An 11,117-nucleotide genomic window follows, 5' to 3' on the forward strand; every position below is an offset into this window, starting at 1 on the left:
GGACCCTGGCCGACGGCTGGGCCTACGCCCGACTCTATGAGTCGACCCGCCAACGCAACGACGCCCTACCCGGCTGGCTGCACTTCTACAATCACCACCGCGCTCACTCCGCCATCGGCGGCCAGCCACCAGTCACCAGGCTGACCAACCTCCCTGGACATCACATCTAGACCTCGGGCGGGGCGCCGCCTTCATCGCCGTGGGCGTCGATCCACTCCTCACGGAACCGGCGCAGGAACTCCTCCAGGGCCGCGTGCCGCCGCTCGCCCATCTCGCGGCCGGCGGCGGTACGCAGCTCGCCGCGCAGCCGGAGCAGCTTCTCGTGGAAGTGGGCGACGACCGAGCCGGTCGGCCCGGACCGGTAGCCACCGCGCGCGACGCCCGCACCCGGGTCCCACAGGGGCTCGCCGATCGCGCCGCCGTAGGCGAACGCGCGGGCGATGCCGGTGGCGCCCATCGCGTCGAGCATGTCGGCGTCGTGCAGGCAGGCGGCGATCCGGTCCGCGGTGGGCGCGGTGGCCGCCTCGGAGAACGAGTACCGACCGGTGGCCTCGACGGCGTCGAGCACCGGGGCCCACAGCTGCTCGGCGACCCCGCCGCGGCGCAGTGCGTCCCGGGCGTCATCGCGGACCTCCGCGGGCGCGACGACCCGGCCGAGCCGGGCCTCGGCCGCCCGGTGGTGGTCGTGCACGTACGCGGCGACGGCGGCGACGAACCCGTCGAGCCCCTCCCGCACCGCCAGCCGGGCCGACAGCCCGGCGACCCGGTCGAGGTGCCCGAGGTCGTGCGCGACGTCCGCACCGGCCATGTCACCGGCGACGACGTCGCGCAGCCGCCGCAGCTCCCCAGCGCCGCTCACGCCGGGCTCCCGGCCGCGACGACGGGGGGCTCGGTGTCGGCGACCGAGCCGCGACGAAGCCACAGCAACCCCGCGACCAGCAGCCCCAGGGCGCCGCCCGCCGCGTACCCGCCGGGCCCGACGAGGTCGATCGTGACCCCGGACAGCGCCTGCCCGACCGAGACACCGAGCACCGCGGCCATCACCATCCAGTTGAACGCCTCGGTCGCCGCCCCGGCCGGAGCGGTCTGCTCGACGCCGAGGGAGTGCGCGGTGACCTGCGGGGTGATCAGCGCGCCTGCCGCCATCATCACCACGGCCAGCAGCACCAACGAACCGAGCGGGGAGACGAGCCCCATCGCCGTCACCAGGACGGCGAAGCCGGCGAGCAGGACCGGCAGCCGCAGGTGCAGCGGCCGCGGCCAGAGGGCCGCATCCCGTAGAGCACCCCGGTCAGCACCGAGACCACCGACCAGAGCGAGAGCAGGAGCCCGCCGGCGGCGGGCGAACCGGCGAACGCGGTCGCGGCGATCACGCCGACCTCGGCGGTCCCCGCCACCAGCCCGAAGCCGAGCGACGCCAGCGCCACCGTCCGCAGCCCGGGCCGCCGGAACACCCCGAGTAGCCCGGCCTCGACCGGCAGCGACCCGTCGGCGCGCTCGGCGCGGATGCGGGCCGAACGGCGACGTACGGCGGCGGTGAGCGCGAACCAGGTGGTGCCGACGATCTCCGCGGTCGCCGCGGCGACGAGCGCGGTGCCCGGCCACGGCGTCGCCACCACCAGCACGGCGGCCAGCGCGGGCCCCATGATGAAGAAGATCTCGAGGCTGATCGCCTCGTAGGTGTAGGCGGCCTCGCGGCGCGGCCCGGGCGGGGTCAGGTCCGACCACAGCGCCCGTGACGACCCCTCGAACGCCGGCGTCGCGAGACCGGTGACGACCGCGACCGCCACGGCGAGCGGCAGTGCCGCCCGGAACTCGATGCTCAGCACCAGCCCGGTGACGCACAGCAGGTACACCGCGACGAGCACCAGCATCGGCCGGGTCGGGCCCAGCCGGTCCAGCACCCGCCCCTGCACGACCGTACCGACGGCGGTCCCGACGAGCAGCGCCGCGGAGACCGCTCCGGCGACGGCGTAGGAGCCGTGGACCTCGCGGACGTAGAGCAACGTGGCGAGGCTGTGCATCGCGATCGGGAACCGACCGAGGACGGAGGCGCAGACCGGAGCGGCCGCCCCGGGGGTCCCCAGGGGCGGCGCGGTAGTCGGAGAGGGCGGCGGGCACGCCCCAGGATCACATGTTCTGGGACGTCCGTACCAGAGAATTCAGCGAGCGCGTCGCGCGAGCCGCTCCGGCTCCAGGATCAGCACGCTCTTGCCCTCCAGCCGCAGCCAGCCGCGGTGCGCGAAGTCGGCGAGCGCCTTGTTCACGGTCTCGCGGGAGGCGCCGACGAGCTGGGCGATCTCCTCCTGCGTGAGGTCGTGGGTGACCCGCAGCAGACCCGACTCCTGGGAGCCGAACTGGCGCGCGAGCTGCAGCAGCGACTTCGCCACCCGGCCCGGCACGTCGGTGAAGATCAGGTCGGCGAGCATGTTGTTGGTGCGGCGCAGGCGGCGGGCCAGCACGCGCAGCAGCTGCTCGGCGATCTCCGGCCGCTTGCCGATCCACTCGCGCAGCGCGCTGCGGTCCATGGTGTAGCAGCGCACCTCGGTGACCGCGGTCGCCGAGGACGTCCGCGGGCCCGGGTCGAAGATCGACAGCTCGCCGAACATGTCCGACGGACCGGCCACCATGAGCAGGTTCTCCCGGCCGTCGGGGGACTTCCGGCCGAGCTTCACCTTCCCACCCGACACGATGTAGAGGCGGTCACCGGGCTCTCCCTCGGAGAAGATGACCTGCCCGCGGGAGAACTCGGCAGTCTCCAGAGCTTCCGCCAGCGCCTCGGCGGCCTGGGGCTCCACACCTTGGAAGATCCCTGCCCGGATCAGAACCTCGTCCACTGCAATGCTCCTCGTTCACCGGCCGTGTCGTCACGGCGGGTCGTCGGCGCGTCAGTGTAGAGGTCTTCGCCACACACGTGCGCACCACTGGCCCGATCGGATTGACATCCGATCGGGTCCGATTCGTCGCGGGGCGCTGTAGCGCCTCCTGCACCCGATCTTGTCAGGCCGACGGGACCTGGCTCCGACGAGCCCCCCGACGGCGCCGGTTGCGCAGCCGGAACAGCTCCAGCGCGCGGCCCGTGCCGGACCGGAACAGGGCACGGACCTCGTCCGGCCGGGGCTGTTCGAGCATCTCGTCCAGCTCGTCCTGACGCACGGTGGACTCCCGCATGCGGGACTCCACGCGCTCCATGCCGAGCGCGAAGAACATCACGAGCAGCGGGACGAGAACGCTCAACCAGGCAGTCATGGCAACTCCGATCCTCTCGTACGGGTTCGGAGCCCGGCCGGTCGGGGGTGGTCGCGTCGGGGGCTTCGTGACGCGTTCGTGATCTCATAGCCCGTTCGGCGCACACCCGACCGGGGGCGGGCACCGCTCGTCGGACGCATCGCCGCGCCGGGCGGCCGACCACGCTGCGACGCGGACCGGACCGCATCCGGCGACGAGCGGGGCACGGCGCGACACCGTGACACGACTGTCGGTGCCCACCCGTACGCTCGGTCACGTGAGCACCTCCGCCGGACGGACGTCGCGGGCGTCACGGCCCACCCCCCGCGCCGCGGCCGGTCTGGCCGCGCGCGTCGCGGCCGGGGAGAGCCCGATCGGGCGGGCACGCCGGGTCAACCGCATCCTCCGGGCGCTGGCCGAGGCCTACCCGCACGCGCACTGCGAGCTGGACTTCACCACCCCGCTCGATCTCGCCGTCGTGACGATCCTGTCCGCGCAGTGCACCGACGAGCGGGTCAACCAGGTCACCCCGGCGCTGTTCGCCCGGTACCCCACCGCCGCGGACTACGCCGGCGCCGACCGGACCGAGCTCGAGGAGCTGATCCGGTCCACCGGCTTCTACCGGAACAAGGCGACGTCGCTGATCGGGCTGGGGGCCGCCGTCGTCGAGCGGCACGGCGGAGAGCTGCCGTCGACGCTGGACGAGCTGGTGAAACTGCCGGGCATCGGACGCAAGACCGCGAACGTCATCCTCGGCAACGCGTTCGGCGTCCCCGGGATCACCGTCGACACCCACTTCGGACGCCTGGTGCGCCGCTGGGGCTGGACGACCGAGGAGGACCCGGTCAAGGTCGAGCACGCGATCGGCGAGCTCGTCCCGCGCCGGGACTGGACGATCGTGTCCCACCACGTGATCTTCCACGGGCGCCGGGTCTGCCACTCCCGCAAACCGGCCTGCGGCGCCTGCACGCTCGCTGCGGACTGCCCCGCCTTCGGCCTCGGCCCCACCGATCCGGGTGAGGCCGCGGCGCTGGTCAAGGGGCCGGAACGGGACCATCTGCTCGCACTCGCGGGGATCGCGGGGCCCTCCGGGGACGGCCGGTGACCAGGACAGGCGCCTCCCGCTCCGAGATCGTGTCGACCGTGGTCGTCGTCGTCCTGGTGGCGATCGCGGTCTGGGCGCTGTGGCCCGCGGGATCCACCACGGGCGGGGGCGCCGGCAGCGGCCCCGCGGCGAGCGCGGCCCCGGCCGACCGGCCCGAGACCGACCTCGCCGCCGCGGACCAGCAGGCGCTGGCCGCCGCGCGTGCCTCGGCCCGGCTGGCCCCCTGCCCGGTCCCGTCCGGCGCCGCACCGGCCGGTCCGCTCGCCGGGATCACCGTGCCGTGCCTGGGCGCCGACGGCCGCACCGACCTGGGCGCCGCCCTGGCCGGGCGTCCGACGCTGGTCAACTTCTGGGCGTCGTGGTGCGTGCCGTGCCGCGAGGAGCTGCCCGCACTGCAGGCCTACGCGCAGCGGCCCGGCGCACTGCCGGTGCTCACCGTCGACGTGCAGGACGACCCGGTGGCCGCGCTGACCCTCTCCGCGCAGCTGGGGGTCACCCTGCCGGCCGTGACCGACCCGCAGCGGGCCGTGCGCCGCGCGCTGGACACCCCGCCGCTGCTGCCGGTCAGCTACGTGACCCGCGCGGACGGCGGCGTCGCGATGGTGGACCCGCCCGTCCCGTTCCGGACCGCCGACGACGTCGCGGCCGCCGTGGAGCGGTTCCGGTGACCGCGCACGCAGACATTCCGCGGGTGCCCGAGCCCGACCCCTCGGCGACCCCGGCGTCGCTGCGCCCGCTCGTCGACGGGGCGCTGGGCCTGGACCCGGCCTGGTTCGGGTGGCGGCGCCTGCCGCCCGACAGCGGCGAACCGCGTCGGGCCTCGGTGCTGATGCTGTTCACCGACGCGGAGTCCGGGGGTCCGGACGTGCTGCTCACCGAGCGCGCGGCGACGCTGCGCTCGCACGCCGGGCAGGTCGCCTTCCCCGGCGGCAGGCTCGACCCGACCGACACCGGCCCGGTGCACGCCGCCCTGCGGGAGGCCCGGGAGGAGACCGGGCTGGACCCGTCGGGGGTCGTGCCGCTGGCCGCCCTGCCGGACCTGTTCATCCCGCCCACCGGCTTCCTGGTGACCCCGGTGCTGGCGCACTGGGCGTCGCCGTCGCCGGTGCGGGTGGTCGACGCCGCCGAGGTCGCCCGGGTCGTCCGGGTCCCGGTGGCGGTCCTGACCGACCCGGCGAACCGGTTCACCGTGCGCGGGCCCAGGGGGCACACCGGCCCCGCCTTCGACGCCGCGGGCCTGATGGTCTGGGGTTTCACCGCGGGCCTGCTGTCCGCGCTGCTGCAGCGGTCCGGTTGGGAGCGTCCGTGGGACGCCGGCCGGGTCCTCGATCTCGACGACGCCTGGGCCCGGGCCCGGCGGCACGAACCGGAAGGAGTCCGGGTGGACGACCACGGTGTGGTGGACCGGTGAGCATCAGCTGGGTCGACGTCGTCGTCGTGATCCTCGCTCTACTGGCCGCGGCCTCCGGCTGGCGGCACGGGGTCGCGGTGGCACTGCTGTCGTTCGCCGGTGTGCTGACCGGCGCGGTGCTGGGGCTGCGGCTCGCCCCGTTGCTGGCCGGGCAGGTGGAGTCCCAGCAGGGGAAGGTGCTGCTCGGGATCGGTGTGGTGGTGCTGCTCGTCGCGCTCGGTGAGGCGACGGGCGTCTATCTCGGACGGTTCATCCGCGACCGGATCCGCGGCGAGGGCACCCTGAAGGTCGACTCCACGCTGGGCGCCGGCGTGCAGGCGGTCGCGGTGGTGGTGGCGGCCTGGCTGATCGCGCTGCCGCTGTCCTCGACGAGCTTCTCCACCCTGACCAGCGGCCTGCGCGACTCGCGGGTGCTCGCCGGGGTGGACGACGTGATGCCGGACGCGGCACGCAAGCTCCCCGCCGAGCTGCGCCAGCTCCTCGACGACTCCGGCTTCCCCGACGTCGTCAGCCCGTTCTCGCGGACGCCGGTCGCCGCGGTCGGCCCGCCGGACTCCGCGCTCGCGCAGTCCCCGGTGGTCACCGAGGTCCGTGACCGGGTGCTGAAGGTGCGCGGGCGCGCCCCGTCCTGCCGTCGCGCGCTGGAGGGGACCGGGTTCGTCGTCGCCCCGCAGCGGGTGATGACCAACGCGCACGTCGTCGCCGGGACCTCCAGCACCACCGTCGAGGTGACGACCTCCAGCGGACGGACCCGCCAGCTCGACGCCCAGGTCGTCTACTACGACCCCGAGGTCGACGTGGCCGTGCTCGACGTGCCCGACCTCGACGAGCAGCCGCTGCAGTTCAGCCCGGACCCGGCCGCCGTCGGCGACGACGTGATCATCCTGGGCTACCCGCTGGACGGCCCGTACACCGTCACCCCGGGCAAGATCCGTGAGCGGATCCGGCTCCGCGGACCGGACATCTACGAGCAGGGCAGCGTGCTGCGCGACGTCTACACCGTCCGCGCAGTGGTGCGCTCCGGGAACTCCGGCGGTCCGATGATCACCCCCGACGGGCGGGTGGTCGGCGTGGTGTTCGGCGCCGCGCTGGACGACACCGAGACCGGTTTCGTGCTGACCGCCGAGCAGGTCGGGCAGGCGTTGAACGTGGCTGCGAGCGGCGCCTCGTCCCCCGCCGACACCGGGAACTGCGCCTCCTGACCCCACCGCACGTCGTCCCACGATTCGGGAAGGAATGGCCGGATCGTGGGACAGATGCTTAGCGTGGGTACATGACCTCCGTCGACGTGACCCGCACCCGGCGTCGCTGGCTGGTGCTCGCGGTGGGGGTGTTCGCGCAGACGGCGGCCTGCTCGTTCGTCTACGGGCTGCCGTTCGTGGTGCCGCTGCTGCGCGACTCGGCCGGGCTGACGCTGGCCCAGGTCGGGGCCTACGTCGGGGCCCCGACGGCGGGCCTGCTGTGCACCCTCGTCCTGTGGGGGGCGGCCGCGGACCGGTCCGGCGAACGCGGCGTGATGACGATCGGGCTCGTGCTGTGCGCGCTGGCCGTCGGGATGGCCGCGCTGCTCCCGCTCGGGCCGGGCCCGGTGCTGCTGGTGCTGCTCGGGCTCGGCGGCGCGGGGGCCGCGTCGGTGTTCGCCGCCAGCGGCCGGATGGTGATGGGGTGGTTCGCCGTCCACGAACGCGGGACCGCGATGGGCATCCGGCAGACCTCGCAGCCGCTGGGGGTCGCGGTGGCGGGCCTGACGCTGCCGACGCTCGGCGCGGCCGTCGGGCCGTTCCGGGCGCTGGCGCTGCCCGCGGTGCTGTGCCTGGTCGCGGCGGTGCTGGTGCTGACGCTGGCCCCGGATCCGCCCCGACCGCAGCGGCCTGCCGGTGCGGAGCCGGAACGGTCCCCGTACCGGACGTCCGTGCTGTGGCGGGTGCACGGCGCCAGCGCCCTGCTGGTCGTCTCGCAGTTCGCGGTGTCGGCGTTCGGCACCGAGTACCTGGTCCGGGAGCAGGGCTGGCACGTCGCCGCGGCGGGCGCCTTCGTCGCGTGCGGCCAGGTCGCCGGCGCGGCCGGGCGGATCGCGACCGGGGTCTGGTCGGACCGGGTCGGGTCGCGGCTGCGCCCGATGCGCCAGGTCGCGGTGGCCGCCACCCTGGTGCTGCTGCTGTTCGCCCTCGGCGACGCCGTCGCCGGGTGGCTGGCGGTGACGATGCTGGCCGTCGGAGCGGTCGTCACCGTCGCCCCGAACGGCCTGGCGTTCACCAGCACCGCCGAGATCGCCGGCCCGGCCTGGTCCGGGCGTGCGCTGGGCGTGCAGAACACCGGACAGAACGCCGTCGCCTCGGTCGTCCCGTCGGCCCTGGGTCTGCTGGTCGGCACGACCGGCTACGCGGCGGCCTTCGCGATCGCCGCGGTCGCGCCGCTGGCCGCGGTGCTGGCCACCCCGGTCCGCGAGGAGCGACGGCGTCAGCGCGACGGCGGGTAGGCGAAACCGTCCCCGGCCCGCCGGACACGGCCGGGGGTGGGACGCGGGACGGCAGCAGCAGCCCGGACCCGACGGGGCCCGGGCTGCCGGTGTGTCGGCTCAGCGGGTGATCGTCTGGTCCCGTCCGGGGCCGACGCCGATCGCGGACACCGGCGCACCGGTGAGCTCCTCGATCCGCGCCACGTAGGCCTGGGCGTTGGCCGGCAGGTCCTCCCAGGTGCGAGCGGCGGACAGGTCCTCGACCCAGCCGGGCATCTCCTCGTAGACCGGGACGGCGTGGTGGAAGCCGGTCTGGGTCATCGGCATCTCGTCGACGCGATGGCCGTCGACCTCGTAGCCGACGCAGATCGGCATCGACTCCAGCCCGGACAGCACGTCCAGCTTGGTCAGGAAGAGGTCGGTGATGCCGTTGACCCGCACCGCGTAGCGCCCGATGACGGCGTCGAACCAGCCGCAGCGCCGCGCACGGCCGGTGTTCACGCCGACCTCGCCGCCGGTCTTGCGGAGGAACTCGCCCATCTCGTCGTGCAGCTCGGTCGGGAACGGGCCGGAGCCGACGCGGGTGGTGTAGGCCTTCAGGATCCCGATCACGCGGGTGATCTTGTTCGGGCCGATGCCGGACCCGACCGACGCGCCGCCCGCGGTCGGGTTCGAGCTGGTCACGAAGGGGTAGGTGCCGTGGTCGACGTCGAGCAGGGTGCCCTGCGACCCCTCCAGCAGCAGCGTCTCGCCGCGCTCCAGGGCCTCGTTCAGGAGCAGCCGGGTGTCGACGATCTTGTCGGCGAACTCCTTCGACTGCTCCAGGACGGTGTCGACGACCTCGTTGAAGTCCAGCGCGCGCCGGTTGTAGACCTTGACCAGGATCTGGTTCTTCAGCTCGAGCGCGGCCTCGACCTTCTGGTGCAGGATCTTCTCGTCGAGCAGGTCCGCGGCGCGGACGCCGACCCGGGCGACCTTGTCCTGGTACGCCGGGCCGATGCCGCGGCCGGTGGTGCCGATCTTGGCCTTGCCCAGGTAGCGCTCGGTGACGCGGTCGATCGCCACGTGGTACGGCATGATCAAGTGCGAGTCGGCCGAGATCAGCAGGCCGGAGGTGTCGACGCCGCGCCGCTCCAGGCCCGCCTTCTCCTCGATCAGCGCCTCGGGGTTCACGACGACCCCGTTGCCGATCACGTTCTTCACGCCCGGGGACAGGATCCCGGACGGGATGAGCTTCAGCGCGAAGTCGCGACCGTCCGGCGTGACGACGGTGTGGCCGGCGTTGTTGCCGCCCTGGTAGCGGACGACCCAGCCGAACTGTCCGCCCAGCAGGTCCGTCGCCTTGCCCTTGCCCTCGTCGCCCCACTGGGCGCCGATCAACACGATTGCGGGCATGTAAGAGACTCCAGTTCACACACGCTCGTCACGGTCGCGGACCCGGGCGTGATTTCCGGTTTCCGCGGCGAGGAGGGTACTCGATCAGTGGTTCCGACCGATCCCGAAGCGGTGCTCCTCGACTGCCTGCCGCAGCGGCGTCACCGTCTTCCCTTCCACGGTATCCGGCCCGGCGCGCGGCGGGAACGCCCACCGTCGTCGCTGGTGTCCGATCCCGCGGTGCGTTCGGTCACCGTGGGTCCGCGCCCCGGGAAGGCGGAGGTCGACGCCCTCCTCCAGGCGCGGCGGCTCATCGTGCACGGTGACGACGCCGACCTCGCCGCCGTCCTGGTCCGGTTGCTGCGGCGCGACGCCCTCGACACCGAGGTCGCCTACCTGCCGGTGTCGCGCCGGTCCCGCGCCGCCGCGAACTGGGGCCTCCCGACCCGGTTCGACGACGCCGTCGCCCTGGCCCGGTCCGGCACCGCACGCGAGATGCCGCTGGTGCGCGACGACAACGGCGGCGTCCTCGCCGGCCGCGGGGAGATCCCCGACCTCTACGGCGAGGCCTACTGCGATGCGACGCGGGTGCTGCACGGCCGCGTGAAGACGCTCGTCGTCGACGCAGGGCCGGAGGGGGTCCAGGTGCGTGCGGGGCGCGGGGTGACCGGAGCGACCGGGCGGGCGATCCAGATCGGGACGACGGGTGCGACGCCCGTCCGGGACGACGTCCCGCACCCGCGGGAGATCAAGCGCTGGGCCTGGTACAAGCACACCGAGCCGTGGCGACCGGTGCTGCCGGGCTGATCAGCGGCCGGGGTCCTCGGGGGCGAGGACGGCGTCGGTCGCGGTGACACCGACGTCGAACACCTCGTCGGTGGGGACGACGTAGCGGTTGCGGTGATCCTGCCCGTCCGCACGGCCTCCCGGGACACCACCGGCCATCGGGCCGTAGCCGGCGCCACCCCGTGCCTCCGCCGCCCGGGTGCCGGTCCACGGTTCGGCCGCACCGCCACTCCGCGGGCCGGCGGTACGGGGCTCGGTGCCCCACGCCGTCCCGGACCCCACACGGCTTCCCGGAGGGTGCGGCTCGGCCGACGCCCCCGGCAGCCGCGCGGTGCCGCGGGACTCCCCGAACGGGGAGCCGAAGCCGCCGCGGCCCGCTCCGGTGCCGCCACCATAGGGGCCGGTCCCGCCGGGGCGGGGCTCCGCGACGGGCCGGACGAGCTGCTGCCGCCGGGCCTGGTCGCCGAACCGGCGTGCGAGGTCCTCGCGGGTACGGGCGGCATCCGGCACCGGGGCCCGGGACGGGATCCGCGTGCGGTCCGGAGCGGGCGAGGTGCCGAAGCCCGGGGCCGGGACGCCCCCTCCACCGGTGCCCGGCGCCGGTCCGTTCGGCAGCGGGACGACGGGTGAGGGCCCGCCACCGGGTCCGGCAGCGGGTCCGGCCGCCGGTCCGGCCGCCGGGGCCGCAACCCGGCGTCTCCGTCGGCGCGAACGTCCCCGTCCCTCCGGGCAGCGGCTCCGCTGCTGTGCCGGCA

The 11,117-nt window shown here is 74.6% G+C and carries 14 protein-coding genes; 7 read left to right on the forward strand and 7 right to left on the reverse strand.

What is annotated here, in order from left to right; translation table 11 throughout:
- Positions 1–170, forward strand: a 170-nt coding sequence (locus FVA95_RS25600) for an integrase core domain-containing protein (protein WP_149663856.1), incomplete at its 5' end; no start/stop codon positions are given.
- On the opposite strand, the gene FVA95_RS25605 is transcribed toward FVA95_RS25600, so the two are convergent.
- The 5 genes from FVA95_RS25605 to FVA95_RS25620 all read right to left on the reverse strand — a co-directional run bounded on the left by FVA95_RS25605 (position 167) and on the right by FVA95_RS25620 (position 3,249).
- On the reverse strand, positions 167–859 hold the full coding sequence (locus FVA95_RS25605; RefSeq protein WP_149666421.1) for an HD domain-containing protein: 693 nt from the start codon (positions 857–859) through the stop codon (positions 167–169). The two genes, FVA95_RS25600 and FVA95_RS25605, sit on opposite strands and share 4 nt — an antisense overlap.
- A complete protein-coding gene (locus tag FVA95_RS33250; protein WP_240051728.1) occupies positions 856–1,197 on the reverse strand; it encodes a hypothetical protein in 342 nt (113 codons plus the stop codon). The genes FVA95_RS25605 and FVA95_RS33250 overlap by 4 nt, the downstream gene beginning before the upstream one ends.
- A gap of 5 nt (positions 1,198–1,202) precedes the next feature.
- Positions 1,203–2,024: an MFS transporter gene (locus FVA95_RS25610; RefSeq protein WP_240051729.1), complete on the reverse strand. Its 822-nt coding sequence runs from the start codon at positions 2,022–2,024 to the stop codon at positions 1,203–1,205.
- 138 nt (positions 2,025–2,162) lie between these two features.
- Positions 2,163–2,837, reverse strand: a complete 675-nt coding sequence (locus FVA95_RS25615; RefSeq protein ID WP_020628211.1) for a Crp/Fnr family transcriptional regulator — start codon at positions 2,835–2,837, stop codon at positions 2,163–2,165.
- A 163-nt stretch (positions 2,838–3,000) separates the two neighbouring features.
- Positions 3,001–3,249 (reverse strand): hypothetical protein, encoded by a 249-nt coding sequence (locus tag FVA95_RS25620; protein ID WP_043282623.1) that lies wholly within the window; start codon positions 3,247–3,249, stop codon positions 3,001–3,003.
- A 319-nt stretch (positions 3,250–3,568) separates the two neighbouring features.
- Between FVA95_RS25620 and nth the strand changes: the two genes are divergently transcribed.
- From nth to FVA95_RS25645, 5 genes are all read left to right on the forward strand, one after another.
- Entirely contained in the window at positions 3,569–4,333 is a 765-nt protein-coding gene (gene nth, locus FVA95_RS25625) for an endonuclease III (protein ID WP_149666425.1), read from the forward strand.
- Positions 4,330–5,001, forward strand: a complete 672-nt coding sequence (locus FVA95_RS25630) for a TlpA disulfide reductase family protein (protein WP_149666422.1) — start codon at positions 4,330–4,332, stop codon at positions 4,999–5,001. The genes nth and FVA95_RS25630 overlap by 4 nt, the downstream gene beginning before the upstream one ends.
- Entirely contained in the window at positions 4,998–5,744 is a 747-nt protein-coding gene (locus FVA95_RS25635) for a CoA pyrophosphatase (protein WP_240051730.1), read from the forward strand. The genes FVA95_RS25630 and FVA95_RS25635 overlap by 4 nt, the downstream gene beginning before the upstream one ends.
- Before the next feature lie 2 nt (positions 5,745–5,746).
- Entirely contained in the window at positions 5,747–6,946 is a 1,200-nt protein-coding gene (locus FVA95_RS25640) for a MarP family serine protease (RefSeq protein ID WP_075312640.1), read from the forward strand.
- A gap of 71 nt (positions 6,947–7,017) precedes the next feature.
- Positions 7,018–8,223: an MFS transporter gene (locus tag FVA95_RS25645; RefSeq protein ID WP_149666423.1), complete on the forward strand. Its 1,206-nt coding sequence runs from the start codon at positions 7,018–7,020 to the stop codon at positions 8,221–8,223.
- A gap of 99 nt (positions 8,224–8,322) precedes the next feature.
- Here the strand turns inward: FVA95_RS25645 and FVA95_RS25650 are convergent, their stop codons facing one another.
- The gene (locus tag FVA95_RS25650; protein ID WP_149666424.1) at positions 8,323–9,597 is read right to left on the reverse strand and encodes an adenylosuccinate synthase; all 1,275 of its coding nucleotides are present in this window, start codon (positions 9,595–9,597) and stop codon (positions 8,323–8,325) included.
- Positions 9,598–9,801: 204 nt separating this feature from the next.
- Here FVA95_RS25650 and FVA95_RS25655 point away from each other — a divergent pair, with 204 nt between their 5' ends.
- Entirely contained in the window at positions 9,802–10,383 is a 582-nt protein-coding gene (locus FVA95_RS25655; protein ID WP_240051731.1) for a hypothetical protein, read from the forward strand.
- On the opposite strand, the gene FVA95_RS31045 is transcribed toward FVA95_RS25655, so the two are convergent.
- Positions 10,384–10,872, reverse strand: a complete 489-nt coding sequence (locus tag FVA95_RS31045; protein WP_161992444.1) for a hypothetical protein — start codon at positions 10,870–10,872, stop codon at positions 10,384–10,386.
- Between the last annotated feature and the right edge of the window lie 245 nt (positions 10,873–11,117).

It is taken from the genome of Pseudonocardia sp. EV170527-09 (assembly GCF_008369905.1).
Taxonomy (GTDB): domain Bacteria; phylum Actinomycetota; class Actinomycetes; order Mycobacteriales; family Pseudonocardiaceae; genus Pseudonocardia.